Genomic DNA, 16,273 nt, shown 5'->3' with positions numbered 1-16,273 from the left:
GCCTTTGTGCGGGTCAGTGACCCAGAATCTGGCTCAGGAACAGTTTGGTCCGCTCGCTTTGCGGGTTGTTGAAGAACTCTTCGGGTTCGTTCTGTTCCACGATCTGCCCGGCATCCATGAAGATCACGCGGTTGGCGACCTGACGGGCAAAACCCATCTCGTGCGTCACGCACAGCATGGTCATGCCTTCCTCGGCCAGTTCGATCATGGTGTCGAGCACCTCTTTGATCATCTCGGGGTCCAGCGCCGATGTCGGTTCATCGAACAACATGATCCGCGGCATCATGCAGAGCGAGCGGGCAATCGCCACACGCTGCTGCTGACCACCCGAAAGCTGACCGGGATACTTGTCGGCCTGTTCGGGAATTTTCACCTTTTCCAGGAAGTGCATCGCGCGCTCTTCGGCCTCTTTCTTGGGCGTCTTGCGCACCCAGATCGGGGCCAGCGTACAGTTTTCCAGAATGGTCAGATGCGGGAACAGGTTGAAGTGCTGGAACACCATCCCAACCTCGGAGCGGATCTTGTCGATGTTCTTCAGGTCATTCGACAGCTCGATCCCGTCCACCACGATCGTGCCCTGCTGGTGTTCCTCCAGCGCGTTCAGACAGCGGATCAGCGTGGATTTGCCCGATCCCGACGGGCCCGCGATCACGATCCGCTCGCCCTGATTGACGGTCAGATTGATGTCGCGCAGCACGTGGAAGGACCCGTACCACTTGTTCATTTGGTTGATTTCGATGGCGACCTCGTCGCTCACCTGCATCTTGGAGCGGTCGATTTCGCGGTCGATTGCAAGTTCAGACATGTGTTGAACTCCTTAACGATGATCTGTGGCAAGGCGACGCTCGAGCCACTGAGAATATTGAGAGATGCCGTAACAGACGACGAAGAACAGAAGCGCGGCAAAGCCCAGAAGCTCCCAGTAGACGCCGTTCCATTCGGTCGACGCCAGGATGGGACCACGGATCATGCCCACCAGATCGAACATCGAAATGACCGAAACCAGTGTCGTATCCTTGAACAGGCCCACGGCCACGTTCACGATCCCGGGGATCGAGATCTTCAGCGCCTGTGGCAGGATGATAAGCCGCATCGCCTGCGGATAATCCAGCCCAAGACTGTCTGCGGCCTCGTACTGCCCACGCGGAAGCGCTGCCAGACCGCCGCGGATCACCTCGGCGATATAGGCGGACGAGAACATGGTGATCATGATCACAACGCGCAGGAACAGGTCGACCGTGCTGTCAGGCGGGAAGAAATAGGCCAGCATCACCGAAGCCACGAACAGCAGCGTGATCAGAGGCACGCCGCGGATGAACTCGATGAAGATGACACAGACCCACTTGATCAGCGGCATGTTCGACTGTCGCCCCAAGGCCAATGCGATCCCGAGTGGTACCGACAGCGACACACAGGTCACGCCCAGCATCATGTTCAGCATGAAGCCACCCAGGTCACGGCTGGGAACGGCCGACAGCCACGCGTTTTCTGATGCGCCTTCCGGGATCAGGGCCCCTCCGACGTTCCAGATGACCAGCGCGGTCACGATTGCTCCGAAGAACCCGGCGGCAAAGCTGTTGTTGCCCAGCTTCTGGAAGACACCACCGGCGGCTATGCAGCCAACAAGTGCAACCAGAGGCACAAGGATCGTGCCACCCCAGATCAGCCAGAAAGCCAGGAAGGGATAGACCGCCGTGAACAACAGCATCTTGCGGGGCAGGTCAAAGAACAGCACCGGCGCAATCGCCACCAGCATCAGCACAAAGGCCAGGTTCGGCCGCCAATAGGCATCGACGGGGTATTTGAACCCATAGATCAGCTGCGGCCAGCGTTCCGTCAGAACCGCGAAACAGGCTCCGGTCTTGTCCCCCAGAATTTCGCGGCATTCCGCCAGCGAGTTGGCATTCCACACTCCGTTCAGAATCCATGGCAGGGTATTCTTGAGAAGAATGTAGATCAGGATCAGCGACAGAACTGTCAGGATCGAATTGACGACCCCGGAAAACAGATTCTCGCGCAGCCATTTGATGACGCCGGTCTCATTCGCCGGCGGCGGTGAGGGCGGGATGGTGCCTTCGGCCACGAAGGCGATCGGGTTTGTTGCTTGATCACTCATGGCTCAGCGCTCCTTCAGCTTGACGGAAGCGTTGTAGATGTTCATCCCGGTCGAAATCAGCAGCGAGGCCGTGAGGTAGAACAACATCAGCAGCAGAACGCATTCAATCGCCCGGCCGGTCTGGTTCAGGGTAATACCACCCAGTGTTGCGGTGATATCCGCATAGCCCACGGCAATCGCAAGAGACGAGTTCTTGGTGATGTTCAGATACTGCGAGATCAGCGGCGGGATGATGACACGCAATGCCTGGGGCAGGATGACCAGTTTCATGATCCGTCCCTGACGCAGGCCCAGTGCGGCTGCGGCCTCGGTCTGACCTTTGCTGATCGCCTGAATACCCGCACGCACGTTTTCCGCGATAAAGGCACCGGTATAGATCGACAGGGCGAACCACAGTGCAATCAGAGGACCGCCGGCATTCAGTCCGCCGCTGAAGTTAAAGCGCTTCAGTTCGGGGACATCCCAGGTCAAGCCCATGATGATCATCAACAGCACAAAAGGCACCAGCCAGATTGCCAGTTTCGGCAACAGCGTCGCGGGACGCTCGCCGGTTTCTTCCTGCTTCTTGGTTGCGCGCTTTTCGACTTCGCCGCTGACGAACCACGATCCGATCAGGACGGCGATGACCAGCAACCAGTTCAGGGCTGCCGATGCAAACAAGCCATTGGCGAATTCAGGACGCGGGAAATAGATGCCCCGATTGGTAAAGGCAAAGGACCCAAACAGCATCGATGACGTCGGGTTTTCCCCTCGGAACGCGCTTGGCGGCGGCAGCACGGCCGTCATGATCGTGAAGATGATGATGATCCAGATCAGCACCGGTATGTTCCGGAAGATCTCGACATATACTGCCATCAGCTTCGATACGAGCCAGTTGTTCGACAGTCTCAGAACACCCGCGATCACACCGAAAACAGTTGCAGTGATACAGGCCAGAAAGGCCACGAGCAATGTGTTCAGCAAACCTACAAGTGCCGCGCGTGCATGTGATGACTGACTGTCATATTCTACAAGACGCTGGTTGATGTCATACCCGGCGGAATCGCCGAGGAAAGAATAGGAAATATTGAGCCCTGCGGCCCTGAGGTTCTGGATCAGGTTGTTGCCCAGATACCAGATCGAAAGCGCAATGACGATGGCCGCAATCACCTGAAATGTAAGAGAGCGATAGCGGGTATCGTTTATGAGCATAGACAACCGAAAATCAGCTTTCGGTGGGTCAGTCATAGTCGACATATTTTGGGATCCCCGTGGCTTGCGAGCTGTTAAATATCGGCGAGGTTTTCCCCGCTCTGCATCTGCCCGCAGCAATTTATTGTAGAAAAGGGCGCAGGTTGCCCTGCGCCCTCCTCCATTTATGCCTTAACGGAACGGCGGCGAGTACAGCAGACCACCTTCGGTCCACTGTGCGTTCAGGCCGCGCGCCAGACCGATCGGTGTTTCTTCACCGATGTTCTTGGCGAAGATTTCACCATAGTTGCCGCCAGCTTTGATCGCTTTGGCAGCCCAGTCGGCGTCCAGACCCAGCATTTCACCCAGAGTGCCTTCTGTACCCAGCAGGCGGTTGATTTCCGGGTTGTCGGTGCCGGCGCTCAGTTCGTCGATGTTTGCCGATGTCACGCCCAGCTCTTCAGCCGAAATCAGTGCGTTCAGAGTCCAGCGCACGACGTCGCCCCACTCGTGGTCGCCATGACGGACCAGCGGGCCCAGCGGCTCTTTCGAGATGATTTCGGGCAGCAGGATGTGCTCGTCCGGCGCTTCGAAGGTGGCGCGGGTTGCAGCCAGACCCGATGCGTCGGTGGTGTAAACGTCACATGCACCAGCCAGGTACTGCTGCTGCGCTTCGGCGTTGGTTTCGATCGGAACCGGCTCGTAGCTGATGTTGTTGGCACGGAAGAAATCGGCCAGGTTCAGCTCGGTGGTGGTACCGGTCTGGATGCAGACACGGGCGCCGTCCAGTTCCTTGGCCGAGCTGACGCCCAGCGCCTTGGGAACCATGAAGCCCTGACCGTCATAATAGTTCACGCCGGTGAATTCGAACTTCAGGTCGACGTCGCGGCTGAAGGTCCAGGTGGTGTTCCGTGCCAGCATGTCGATCTCGCCAGAGGCCAGAGCGGTAAAGCGTGTCTTACCGGTGGTCGGAACGAATTCAACGGCGTTGGCGTCGCCCAGAACGGCAGCAGCAACGGCGCGGCACAGCGATACGTCAAAGCCCTGCCATTCGCCATTGGCGTCGGGCGCAGCAAAACCAACCAGACCGGTGGTCACACCACAATTCAGCTTGCCGCGTGCTTTAACGTCGTCAACGGTCCCTGCCATGGCTGCGCCAGCAGCAAGACCGGCAATCGTTGCCGCGCCCAAGAATACGGATTTTTTCATTTTTACCTCTTCCTGATTTTCCGCCCCGTCCGAGACGGCTCTGCCCGGCAAGTGGATGCCGGATAGGTTACCCCAAAGGTGTCTCCCCTTTAGTGGCACCGAGTTTGGGCGTATTCATAAACAAACGTCAAGGGCCGGATCATCGAAAACGATGGATCAGGCCCCAAGCTGTTTACAGATTTGCTCAAAAAACCGGAATTTAGGATCAAACCGATATGTCAAAGAAGCGTTTGGCATGCATGAATGCCGCTTTCTTGGTCTCGGCAACCTGATGGGCTTCTTCGTCATGGCCCCATTGTTCAATCTGCCAGGTTTCATCCAATCTTGAAATGCGCCATATTTCGTCCGGATTGCGCCAATTCATGGCGGCCGCAAAGCCAAGAATCAATGACCCCGACAGGCTGACCAGATCGTGAAAAGCGGCCAGTTGGAACGCATCCAGCCCGTGCACCCGAGATCGCAATGTCGCCAGGGCGGATTCCGACTGCGGTTGATGCAGAACCCCGGCAACCGGAACCAGACGGGCGGACAGTGCGGTCTCGGCCCAATCCAGGGCGGGATCCCATTCGGCGCTCTGACGATCATGCAACTCCTGCGGGTGGGTTGCGCGATAGCACAACAAATCAGAATCGCCATAATCGGCCAGCATGTCGGCAACTTCGCCGTGCTGGATGCGGACTTTGTCAATCGCTGCATTTGCAGAACGGGTGAAAGGCATCGCGGCAGGATCAACCTCTTTTTCCTGGGCGTCCCATTCCCCTGCCACCGCTTCGGCCATGGGGCGGGTTGGCAGGATCAGGTCTGCCTTGGCGGGTGTTTTGACCCTGCGGCCATCCAGTTCGACGGTGAAGCCGCCATCAACCGCGACAACGGTGCTGTCCTTCCAGAAGCGTTTCGGTTTCCAGTCACTCATCTTTCAATTCCACATCCCAGCCAGCGCATTGGGCAACTGGTCAAAGGTTTCGACAATACAAGAAGCTGCCGTCAGAGCCGATCGGTCGTGATAGCCCCAGGTGACGCCGATGCCGCGAACGCCGGCGGCCGCGGCCATATCCATGTCAAAGCTCGTGTCGCCGATCATCACTGCACAGGCCGGATCGACCCCGGTTTCCGCCAATGCGGTCTGCACCATGGACGGATGCGGCTTTGACGGGTGGTGATCCGCGACCTGTCGGGTCACGAAATACGGTTCCAGCCCGTGGGCTTCGATCAATGCGTCCAACCCGCGCTGCGACTTGCCGGTTGCCACGCCAAGAAGCACTTCGGGCACGGCATGCAACGCTTCAATCGCCTCGCGCGCACCGGGGTACAGCGGCGAACTTGCCGCGCCCAATTCAAGACGATGGGCGTGAAAGGCCTCTTTATACCCTTCAACCAGATCGTTCTGGACCGAGACGGGCTGTTCCGGCGCCAACCGTGCGATGGCGTGCGGTAGCGACAAGCCGACAATGGACAGGATCGCCTTTCGCGTCGGAACCGGCACGGAAGCGGCCTGAAAGCTGGCGGTCATGGAATGAACGATGCTGCCCTGACTGTCGACCAGGGTACCATCGACGTCGAACAGGACCAGCCGCAAGGGTGCGCTCATTGCAGCTTCTCAAACGGGTCGTCAGCCGCCAGATCCTCGCTCCATCCGAACGTGTCCCAGCTGTGTTTCATGTGCTCGGGCAGGGGCGCCGTCACCGTCACCGGTTTCCGCGTCATCGGATGCAGGAAGGACAGCCGCCTTGCGTGCAAATGCAGCTTTTTGCTTATGACTCCGCCCAGTTGCGCGCCCCATCCGTCGCCAAGGTTTTCCTGACCCGAACCGCCGTATTTTCCGTCGCCGATGATCGGGTGCCCGATTGCGGCCATATGAGCCCGCAATTGGTGCGTCCGTCCGGTGATCGGCTCCATCGCCACCCATGCAGCGCGGCTGGCAACCCGATAGAGGGTTGCGTAATGCGTATGCGCGCGTTTCGCGCCCGGAGTGCTGTCAATTTCGTTCATATGCACGGGGATCATCTTTTCGCCCTCACCGTGCTTGCCATGACCCGGCGCTTTGACAAGGCCGGTTTTGATCTCACCCAGGTACGGTGTCGGAACACCGGCAACCAGCGCCCAGTAGATCTTGCGCGTATCACGATGACGGAAGGCGGCCGTCAGACCCTTGGCGGCCTCCCGCGTGCGGGCCAGCAGCAGAACACCTGACGTGTCCTTGTCCAATCTATGGACCAGCCGAGGGTTCTCGTCATAGCCGAACCGCAATGCTTCGGACAGGCTGTCAACATGCCGGGTCTGCCCGCTGCCGCCTTGCACCGGCAGGCCATGCGGCTTGTTCAGGGCCAGAATGTGATCGTCGCGGTAGATCACGCAGGACTGGATCATCTTGGCATCCGCATCCGAGATACGATGCTTGACCTCGGCCGGTTTGTGATCGGCATCCGGAAGGGGCGGCACGCGAACCACCTGCCCTGCCTCCAACCGGGTCGAGGCCTTGGCGCGGCTTCCGTCAACACGCAATTCCCCCTTGCGGCACATCTTTTCAATGCGCCCCTGGCTGACATGCGGAAACAGGCGGCGCAGCCAACGATCCACGCGCTGGTCCCCATCCCCTTCAGCGACTGTAATCATCTGTACGCCACTCATGCCATTACCCCTTGTTCCGCGCGGGTGATCCGCCCGGATTGCGTGTTTACCCGTGTCCCAGAAATCATGGGCGTCTGTCGCGCGCAACGCGGCAAGAGTCAAGGTATCTGGCTATGGTTCTCAGATGTTCGAGAAGTCGCCGTGCCGCCCCGCTCCATCCCGAAAACGGGCCGCACCAGCGGTACCTTCACGGCGAATGGCGTCCAACCCGTTGGCCCATTCGACCTTGAGCGCGTCACGTACCGGCATTCCACGCGTTTCTATGATCGATCGGCGGTCTGCCCGAACGGCCTCTTGCGGGAAACGGGCGATTTCATGAGCCATGTCTTCAGCCGCACTGCGTGCTGTGCCTTGTGGGACGACCTTTTCCGCCAACCCAATCCTGTAACACTCTTCAGCTTCGACGTTGCGACCAGTCAGAGCGATTTCCAACGCCTTGCCCTGCCCCACCAGACGCGGCAACCTGACCGAGCCACCATCCATCAGGGTGATCCCCCAGCGGCGGCAGAAAACGCCCATGTAAGCGGTTTGCGCCATCACCCGGATATCGCACCACAAGGCAAGCTCCATTCCTCCGGCCACTGCCGCGCCTTCAACCGCAGCAATGACGGGTTTCGAAAGCTCCAGCCGCGACGGTCCCATCGGCCCAAGCGTTGAGGGGGCTGACCCGATAGGAAAAGCAAGTTTATCAAAGTAAGCCTCACGCCGTTCCGGATTGGCCAGCGATGCGGCAAGTTTCAGATCCCACCCTGCGCAGAAATTGCCACCTTTGCCCCAAAACACCGCAGCCTTGGCCGAACTGGCCTCAAAACTCAGAAATGCCTCTGCCAAAGCCTCGGCATGTTCCGTATCAACAGCGTTCCGCGCATCCGGCCTGTCGTGAACGACGGTCCAGACATCTTCGGATTTTTCGATTGAAACCGACATATCAAGTCCTCCCCTGCAAGCGTTGACCCAAGGGAAGCGTCCAATTTCAATCCTGTCGCCTGTGACGCCGCGGAACGCCCACGACTGACCCTGCGTAACTAACTGTTACGCTGCGCCCGCAGCTTGGCAAAGTAATCGAGGCGCTTCTTCAGCTCACGCTCAAACCCACGTTCGACCGGTTGATACAGAACCGGGCGTTTCATCGTCTCGGGGAAGTAGTCCTGACCGGAAAACCCGTCCTCGGCATCATGGTCATAGGCATAGCCCGCGCCGTAACCCTGATCCTTCATCAAAGAGGTCGGCGCGTTCAGGATATGCTTGGGCGGTGGCTCGCTGCCCGACTGCTTGGCCAATCGCATTGCCGCCTTGTAGCCGACATAGGTGCCGTTGGATTTTGGCGCCAGCGCTAGATAGACCAGCGCCTGAGCAAGCGCCAACTCTCCTTCCGGGGAACCCAGACGTTCGTAGGTTTCCCACGATTGCAAGCAAATGGCCTGCGCCTGTGGATCGGCCAAGCCTATATCCTCGACCGCCATGCGTGTGATCCTGCGTGCAAGATACCTTGGGTCCTCGCCCCCGGTCAGCATGCGCGCAAACCAATACAAAGCCGCATCCGGGTCAGAGCCGCGCACCGATTTGTGCAGGGCCGAGATCAGGTTGTAATGCTCATCACCGGACTTGTCGTATTTTGCGGCCCGCCGCATCAATCGCGTCGACAGCGCATCAGGGCCCAGCGGCGCATCCACCTTCCACGCCGAAACCTGTTCGATCAGGTTCAGCAAAGCCCGACCGTCGCCATCGGCCATCTCCTGCAACGCATCGCGTGCGGCAGGCGTCAATGGCAACGCATGGTTCAGCTCTTTTTCGGCCCGCTGGGTCAGACGCTCCAGATCGGCAAGGCTGAGCCGTTCCAGCACCAGCACCTGCGACCGGCTGAGCACAGCGGCATTCAGCTCGAATGACGGGTTCTCGGTCGTTGCGCCGACCAACAGAATGGTGCCGTCTTCCATATGGGGCAGAAACCCATCTTGCTGAGCCTTGTTGAAACGGTGGATCTCGTCCACGAACAACAAGGTGCCCTGCCCGTTCTGGCGGCGTATTTTCGCGGCCTCGAAAACTTTCTTCAGATCCGGCACACCGGTAAAGATCGCACTGATCTGAACGAAATGCAGATCGGTTTCCTGCGCCAACAGCCGTGCAATCGTCGTCTTTCCAACTCCGGGTGGACCCCAGAAGATCAGGCTGGACAAACTACCTGCCGCCAGCATGACCCCCAGCGGGGCCTCGGGGCCCAGCACTTGTTCCTGCCCGATCACCTCGGCCAGGGTTCGAGGCCGCAACCGGTCAGCCAGAGGCCGGTGAGGAGAAGCGGCAGGTTCTGCCGCCCCGGTATCGAACAGATCACTCACAGGTCACAACCGGAACCGCAAAGAGACGGACCGCCCCCCGCGCACCAGACCTATCTGCACGTAACGGCCCGGATCGGTCAGCGCGGTCTCAACGTCCCGAGGGCGCTGGATCTCATCGGCATTGATGCTTTCAAGAATATCACCGGTTCGCAAACCCGCCCTTCCGCCATACGGGCCGGGATCCACCACGACGACACCGGTCTGCGACAGCGACAATCCCATCCTGGTGATCACCGCGGGATTGACCCGGGACACCACCAACCCCGGAAGAACGGTTCTGTCATTCAACGTCGTGTCTTCGGCGGCCGGAACATCGGGGGCTTTGATAAGCGCCACCTCAACATCTTCACTTTGGTCGCCGCGCAGACGGGTCAGAACCGAGGTTCCGCCCACTCCAGCAACCGACATCCGAAACTTCATCTCGGCGGGTGAATTGACCTCATCCCCGTCCACATGGGTTACCACGTCTCCCACTCTGAACCCTGCGTCGCGCAAAGGGCTGAGCTCATGCAGATCAGAGATCACAACGCCCAACGGGATGGCCAGACCAAGGGATTCCGCGATATCCGCGCTCATGTGTTGACCCGACATTCCTGCCCACGGGCTGACGAAGGTTTCGTTTCCCTGCTGCGCCTGCTTGAGGAATTGCGCCACCAGATTGGCGGGGATGGCAAAGCCTATTCCGTTTGACCCACCCGATCGGGTCAGAATCGAGGTATTGATCCCGATAAGCTGGCCATTCACATCGATCAGCGCCCCGCCGGAGTTGCCCGGGTTGATTGCCGCATCCGTCTGGATGAAATATCCGCGGCCATTCCCGGTTGCCGTGCCCGTGCGCGCCAGCCCCGAGATGATGCCGGACGATACCGTCTGCCCCACCCCGAACGGGTTTCCGATGGCCAGGGCCAGCTCTCCGACTTCGACCTGATCGGAATCGCGAAGGGTCAGGTAAGGCAGGTCTTCGGCCTCTTTCAGCCGCAGGATCGCGATATCGCTTTCCTCGTGACCCAGCACAACCTCAGCCGAAAACTCGCGCCGATCCGTCGTGACAACCCGGATCTCGGTCGCGGACCCGACCACGTGATAGTTGGAAACGACGTACCCATTGTCAGACAGAATAACCCCGGAACCCAGCGAGTTTTGTACACGCTGACGGGGTTCGCCAAATCCCCGGCCAAAGAAATCCTGAAAGAACGGGTCCGAGAAAAACGGGCTAGCCCGGCCCTGCCGGACGATCTTGGCATAGATGTTCACAACCGCCGGCGCAGCTTGTTTTACGACCGGGGCAAATCCCAACGAAATCTCGGCCTGTGACTGCGGAACTTTCGTTTCGGCCATTCCTTGCGTCGCGCAGGTCAAGGCAACAAGGGTCAGCATTACGCGGATCATGGTGGCTCCGTTTTTGTGATTGGCCCAGATATGCTGACACAAAATCTGAATTGCAAGTCAGCGGTCGGGTATGCCCCGCAACATGCCCGGCATGCCATAACGAAAAAACCTCCGTCCGGTTTCCCGAACGGAGGTTCTATCGTGACCTTGGGTCAGGTCTTACTCTTCGTCTGCTGCCTCTTCGGCGGCGACGCGGGCTTTGTCGGCCGCGCCTTTGGCGTCCAGATCGCGGTCAACGAATTCGATGATCGCCATCGGAGCCATGTCGCCATAGCGGAAGCCAGCTTTCAGGATGCGGACGTAACCGCCCTGACGCTCGGCGTAGCGGGGGCCCAGAACTTCGAACAGCTTGGCGACGTCCTTGTCTTCTTTCAGCTGCGATGCGGCCTGACGGCGGGCGTGCAGATCGCCGCGCTTGCCCAGAGTGATCAGTTTTTCAACGATCGGGCGCAGTTCTTTTGCCTTGGGCAGAGTTGTTTTGATCTGCTCATGTTCAATGAGCGAGCCGGCCATGTTCGCAAACAGCGCCTTGCGGTGCTCATGAGTACGGTTCAGGCGGCGGTAACCACGTGCGTGACGCATTTTCTAGTTCCTTCTTTCGCGTTTTGCTTTGTCTGGCCGGCGATGCGTGTCACCGGCTCTCCTTGGGGCGGATATGCCCATTTTGTCCCCGGCAGCCCGGGCATTGGGGAAGACGCGCTTAGAACGCGTCTTCGAATTTCTTCGCCAGATCTTCGATGTTGTCCGGCGGCCAGTCCTCGACATCCATGCCCAGGTGCAGACCCATGCCGGACAGCACTTCCTTGATCTCGTTCAGCGACTTGCGGCCGAAGTTCGGGGTGCGCAGCATCTCGGCTTCGGTCTTCTGGATCAGGTCGCCGATGTAAACGATGTTGTCGTTCTTCAGGCAGTTTGCCGAACGGACCGACAGTTCCAGCTCGTCCACCTTCTTCAGCAGCAGCGGGTTGAACTCCAGACCATCGTCCTCGTCCTGACGGCTTGCCGATTCCGGCTCGTCGAAATTGACGAAGATCGACAACTGATCCTGAAGGATACGAGCGGCAAAGGCCAGCGCGTCTTCCGGCGTGATCGAACCGTCAGTTTCGATCTTCAGGGTCAGTTTGTCATAGTCCAGAACCTGACCTTCACGGGTCGGCTGAACGTCATAGGCGACCTTTTTGACCGGCGAATAGATCGCGTCGATCGGGATCAGGCCGATGGGTGCGTCTTCGGGCTTGTTCTTCTCGGCCGAGACATAGCCCTTGCCAGTGTTGACGGTCAGTTCCATGAACAGGTCTGCGCCATCGTCCAGGTGGCAGATGACGTGATCACGGTTCAGAACCTCGATACCGGCGCTTTCGCTGATGTCGCCAGCGGTGACGACTGCGGGGCCTTTGGCATTGATCGACAGGCGCTTGGGGCCTTCGACCTCCATGCGCAGGGCAACCTGCTTGAGGTTCAGGATGATGTCGGTGACGTCTTCACGAACGCCGGCGACCGAGCTGAACTCGTGCAGGACGTTGTCGATCTGGACGCTGGTGATGGCCGCGCCTTGCAGCGAGCTCATCAGAACGCGGCGCAGGGCGTTGCCCAGGGTCAGACCAAAGCCACGCTCCAGCGGTTCGGCAACCAGGGTGGCCTGACGTGCAGGATCATTGCCCGGCTTGGCTTCCAGCTGGGTCGGCTTGATCAATTCGGCCCAATTCTTGTGGATCATGTAATCCCTCCATTCCTGTCCGCGCCCCATGACCAACAAGGTGCAGACGCCCGAGGTTCAAAATGACGTGCTGGGGCCGTGCAGAAACACAGCCCCAGCTCAATTCAAAATCGCTTAGACGCGACGACGCTTCGGCGGTCGGCAGCCGTTGTGAGCAATCGGCGTCACGTCGCGGATAGACGTGATGTTGAAGCCCACGGCAGCCAGCGCGCGCAGTGCCGATTCACGGCCCGAACCGGGGCCCTGAACTTCGACTTCCAGCGTCTTGACGCCATGTTCCTGCGCCTTCTTGCCTGCGTCTTCGGCAGCCATCTGAGCGGCGTAGGGTGTCGATTTACGCGACCCTTTGAAACCCATGGTCCCGGCAGAGGACCATGCAATGGCGTTGCCCTGCACGTCCGAAATCAGGATCTTGGTGTTGTTGAAGGTCGAATTCACATGGGCAACGCCCGATGCGATGTTCTTGCGCTCTTTGCGCTTAACGCGAGTCTTGTCACGTGCCATCGGTCAGACCCTCCCTTATTTCTTCTTACCAGCGATGGCCTTTGCGGGGCCTTTGCGGGTACGAGCATTGGTGTGGGTACGCTGACCGCGAACCGGCAGGTTGCGGCGATGGCGCAGACCGCGATAGCAGCCCAGGTCCATCAGGCGCTTGACGTTCATCTGAACTTCACGACGCAGGTCACCTTCGACGGTAAAGTTTGCGTCGATGTGCTCGCGGATGGCCAGAACTTCGGCGTCGGACAGTTCGTTGACACGACGCGATGCGTCGATGCCTACGGCTTCGCAAATTGCGTTGGCCGAAGTGTTTCCGATACCGGTGATATATGTGAGGGCGATAGGTACCCGCTTTGCAGTCGGGATGTTTACGCCGGCAATACGTGCCACGTGTCACTTTCCTTTTTGTTGCGGTTCCGTAACTCCGGAACCTTTTTTCACAACACCTGACCGTGGCAGTGACGCCAGAGGGTCCAGTATTATTCGAGGTGGTCGGGGCGCAAGCGACGAATCCCTCACGCGATCTTGATTCCCTTTAGGGATGGGGGTCGATATGGGCTTTTGGCGGTGCCGTCAAGCCCATATTGAACTCAGCCGAGAATGGCTTCGATCGACGCCGTGACTTCCTTGATGTCCGCCAGCCCGTTCACCGGGCGCAGATCACCCTTGGCGTAGTAATAGCCAATCAGCGGCGACGTCTTCTTGTAGTATTCCATCAGACGCGTGCGAAGGCTTTCCTCGTTGTCGTCAGCGCGACGCACGAAGTCGTTTTTCTTGCCGCAATTGGTGCACTTTCCATCAGCCGGGATCGGCTTGGTCTTGTCGTTGTAGACCTCACCACATCCGCCGCAGGTTGACCGCGCGGTAATCCGTTCCACCAGCGCATCATCATCCACACGCATCTCGATCACGGTGTGCAGAGACTGACCCAGCTTGGTCAGCAGAGCCGACAGCGCGTCGGCCTGTGCCAGCGTGCGGGGGAAGCCGTCAAAGATGAAACCGGCGCCCTTTTCGGTGGTCAGTTTCTCTTCGATAAGGCCGATCACGATCTCATCGGTGACAAGCTTGCCCGCGTCCATGATCGCTGCAACCTTCTTGCCCATCTCTGTGCCGCTGGTCCGCGCCTCGCGCAGCATGTCACCCGTGCTCAGCTGGATCATACCGCGGGTTTCAACCAGGTGACGCGCCTGCGTTCCCTTGCCTGCCCCCGGGGGGCCCAGAAGAATGATGTTCATCGACGAGCAGCTCCCTTTCTGCCGCGTTTCTTGCCTTTGCCACGCAGTTGGGACTTTTCGATCAGCCCTTCATATTGATGCGCCAGCAGATGGCTCTGAACCTGCTGGATCGTGTCCATGGTCACAGAGACGATAATCAGAACCGAGGTGCCGCCGAAATAGAACGGAATGGCAAACTGGCCCCGCAGGATTTCGGGCAGCAGGCAGACCGCCGCCAGATAGCCCGAACCCAGCACCAGCACGCGGTTGACCACGTATTCCAGATATTCAGCGGTTTTCTTGCCGGGGCGGATGCCGGGCACGAAACCGTTCTGCTTTTTCAGGTTGTCCGCCACATCGTCCGGTTTGAACGACACGTTGAACGTATAGAAATAGGCAAAGAACACGATCATCGAGGCAAAGAACAGCAGGTAAAGCGGCTGTCCGGGGCCGAAATTGGCCAGCAGCCAAGACATGACGGGCCCGTTCGCGGCACCTGACGAGAAGGTCGAGATCGTGACCGGCAACAGCAGCAGCGAGCTGGCGAAGATCGCCGGAATGACACCTGCGGGGTTGACCTTGACCGGCAGGTGGCTTGAGCCGCCTTCGTAGATTTTCATACCGGCCTGGCGGCGCGGATACTGAATGTGGATCTTGCGCAATGCACGTTCCATGAACACCACGAAAGTGATGACCGCGATCACCATGACGATCACGCCAACGATGACGGCAGGGCTGATTGCACCGCTGCGGCCGCTTGCAAAGAACTGCGCCAGAGCAGCCGGAACCTCGGCAATGATGCCGACAAAGATGATCAGAGAGATGCCGTTGCCGATACCGCGCGCGGTGATTTGCTCACCCAGCCACATCAGGAACATGGTGCCGCCAACCAGCGTTATCATGGTCGACATCCGGAAATAGAGACCCGGATCAGTCGCCAGATCGCCCGATTCCAGCGAAACGGCCAGGCCATAAGCCTGAACGGTGGCCAGAGCCACGGTGCCGAACCGGGTGTACTGGTTGATCTTCTTGCGCCCTTGCTCGCCCTCTTTCTTGAGTTGCTCGAGCGCGGGAACCATCGATGTCAGCAGCTGAACGATGATCGAGGCCGAGATGTAGGGCATGATGCCGAGGGCAAAGATACCCATCCGCCCCAGCGCCCCGCCGGTGAACATCGAAATCATGCCGCCGATGCCCTGCCCCGCCTGCTCCATGAATTCGCGCAAAGCTGCCCCGTCGATCCCCGGCACCGGAATGAATGTGCCCAGACGATAGACGATCAGCAAACCCAGCGTGAACAGGATGCGGTTGCGCAGATCGGTGGCCTTGCCCAGAGCAGCCCAGCTTGTGTTGGCTGCCATTTGTTCTGCTGCTGATACCATAAATCGGTCTCTCTTATGCAAACGCCGCCCGGAACCGTTTTCCGGCTCGGACGGCGTCTTGGAAAACTCTGAGGTCTATGTAAGCGGGTCTTTGCCCGCTCACAAGCGATTACTCTGCCGCAGCAGCTTTTGTGACCTTCAGTGAACCGCCCGCTTTCTCGACTGCCTCGACGGCAGATTTCGAAGCACCGGTCACTTCCAGGTTCACCTTGGCGCTGATTTCGCCTTTGGCCAGAACGCGGATACCGTCCAGCTTGCGGCGAACCAGACCGGACGCAACCAGAGCGTCTTCGGTGATCGCAGCCGAAGCGTCCAGCTTGCCCGCTTCGACGAATTTCTGGATCAGACCCAGGTTGACAACGGCGAATTCCTTGCGGTTCGGCTTGTTGAAGCCACGCTTGGGAAGACGCTGGTACAATGGCATCTGACCGCCTTCATAGCCATTGATGGCCACACCCGAACGGGATTTCTGGCCTTTGATACCACGGCCACCCATTTTACCTTTGCCGGAACCCGGACCACGGCCAACGCGGGTGCGTTTCGGGCTGGCGCCGGGATTGTCGCGCAATTCGTTCAGTTTCATGTCGCTTCTCCTAAGCCGGATATGACCCCGA

17 protein-coding genes are annotated in these 16,273 nt (G+C 59.0%); all 17 read right to left on the bottom strand.

Going from position 1 to position 16,273, the window contains the following annotated elements:
- Positions 1–13 precede the first annotated feature (13 nt).
- Positions 14–805 (bottom strand): amino acid ABC transporter ATP-binding protein, encoded by a 792-nt coding sequence (locus NOR97_RS01485; protein WP_170346451.1) that lies wholly within the window; start codon positions 803–805, stop codon positions 14–16.
- Between the two features lie 12 nt (positions 806–817).
- Positions 818–2,116, bottom strand: coding sequence for an amino acid ABC transporter permease (locus NOR97_RS01480; protein ID WP_170346450.1), 1,299 nt, complete (start codon positions 2,114–2,116; stop codon positions 818–820).
- A 3-nt stretch (positions 2,117–2,119) separates the two neighbouring features.
- Positions 2,120–3,352: an amino acid ABC transporter permease gene (locus NOR97_RS01475; RefSeq protein ID WP_257599999.1), complete on the bottom strand. Its 1,233-nt coding sequence runs from the start codon at positions 3,350–3,352 to the stop codon at positions 2,120–2,122.
- Positions 3,353–3,478: 126 nt separating this feature from the next.
- A complete protein-coding gene (locus NOR97_RS01470) occupies positions 3,479–4,495 on the bottom strand; it encodes an amino acid ABC transporter substrate-binding protein (RefSeq protein ID WP_170346448.1) in 1,017 nt (338 codons plus the stop codon).
- A gap of 205 nt (positions 4,496–4,700) precedes the next feature.
- Entirely contained in the window at positions 4,701–5,408 is a 708-nt protein-coding gene (locus tag NOR97_RS01465; RefSeq protein ID WP_257599998.1) for an ATP12 family chaperone protein, read from the bottom strand.
- Positions 5,409–5,411: 3 nt separating this feature from the next.
- A complete protein-coding gene (locus NOR97_RS01460) occupies positions 5,412–6,083 on the bottom strand; it encodes an HAD-IA family hydrolase (protein ID WP_257599997.1) in 672 nt (223 codons plus the stop codon).
- Positions 6,080–7,123 (bottom strand): RluA family pseudouridine synthase, encoded by a 1,044-nt coding sequence (locus tag NOR97_RS01455; RefSeq protein WP_257599996.1) that lies wholly within the window; start codon positions 7,121–7,123, stop codon positions 6,080–6,082. The genes NOR97_RS01460 and NOR97_RS01455 overlap by 4 nt, the downstream gene beginning before the upstream one ends.
- A 120-nt stretch (positions 7,124–7,243) precedes the next feature.
- Positions 7,244–8,050 (bottom strand): crotonase/enoyl-CoA hydratase family protein, encoded by an 807-nt coding sequence (locus NOR97_RS01450; protein WP_257599995.1) that lies wholly within the window; start codon positions 8,048–8,050, stop codon positions 7,244–7,246.
- A 98-nt stretch (positions 8,051–8,148) separates the two neighbouring features.
- Positions 8,149–9,459 (bottom strand): replication-associated recombination protein A, encoded by a 1,311-nt coding sequence (locus NOR97_RS01445; protein ID WP_257599994.1) that lies wholly within the window; start codon positions 9,457–9,459, stop codon positions 8,149–8,151.
- Positions 9,460–9,462: 3 nt separating this feature from the next.
- On the bottom strand, positions 9,463–10,848 hold the full coding sequence (locus tag NOR97_RS01440) for a trypsin-like peptidase domain-containing protein (protein WP_257599993.1): 1,386 nt from the start codon (positions 10,846–10,848) through the stop codon (positions 9,463–9,465).
- Positions 10,849–11,007: 159 nt separating this feature from the next.
- A complete protein-coding gene (gene rplQ / locus NOR97_RS01435; protein WP_170476977.1) occupies positions 11,008–11,430 on the bottom strand; it encodes a 50S ribosomal protein L17 in 423 nt (140 codons plus the stop codon).
- Positions 11,431–11,548: 118 nt separating this feature from the next.
- On the bottom strand, positions 11,549–12,565 hold the full coding sequence (locus NOR97_RS01430; RefSeq protein WP_117870179.1) for a DNA-directed RNA polymerase subunit alpha: 1,017 nt from the start codon (positions 12,563–12,565) through the stop codon (positions 11,549–11,551).
- Positions 12,566–12,679: 114 nt separating this feature from the next.
- Positions 12,680–13,069: a 30S ribosomal protein S11 gene (rpsK, locus tag NOR97_RS01425; RefSeq protein ID WP_093965380.1), complete on the bottom strand. Its 390-nt coding sequence runs from the start codon at positions 13,067–13,069 to the stop codon at positions 12,680–12,682.
- 15 nt (positions 13,070–13,084) lie between these two features.
- Positions 13,085–13,453 (bottom strand): 30S ribosomal protein S13, encoded by a 369-nt coding sequence (rpsM, locus tag NOR97_RS01420; protein WP_170346440.1) that lies wholly within the window; start codon positions 13,451–13,453, stop codon positions 13,085–13,087.
- 200 nt (positions 13,454–13,653) lie between these two features.
- Complete coding sequence (locus NOR97_RS01415) at positions 13,654–14,298, bottom strand: adenylate kinase (protein ID WP_257599992.1); 645 nt, start codon at positions 14,296–14,298, stop codon at positions 13,654–13,656.
- Complete coding sequence (gene secY, locus NOR97_RS01410; protein WP_170346438.1) at positions 14,295–15,659, bottom strand: preprotein translocase subunit SecY; 1,365 nt, start codon at positions 15,657–15,659, stop codon at positions 14,295–14,297. The genes NOR97_RS01415 and secY overlap by 4 nt, the downstream gene beginning before the upstream one ends.
- A 109-nt stretch (positions 15,660–15,768) precedes the next feature.
- Positions 15,769–16,242 carry a 50S ribosomal protein L15 gene (rplO, locus tag NOR97_RS01405; RefSeq protein WP_170346437.1) on the bottom strand — a complete coding sequence of 158 codons (474 nt, stop codon included), beginning with the start codon at positions 16,240–16,242 and terminating at the stop codon, positions 15,769–15,771.
- Positions 16,243–16,273 lie beyond the last annotated feature (31 nt).

Origin of the sequence: Ruegeria sp. YS9 (assembly GCF_024628725.1) — a bacterium.
Taxonomy (GTDB): domain Bacteria; phylum Pseudomonadota; class Alphaproteobacteria; order Rhodobacterales; family Rhodobacteraceae; genus Ruegeria; species Ruegeria atlantica_C.
This window is presented reverse-complemented; position numbering and strand designations above follow the sequence as displayed.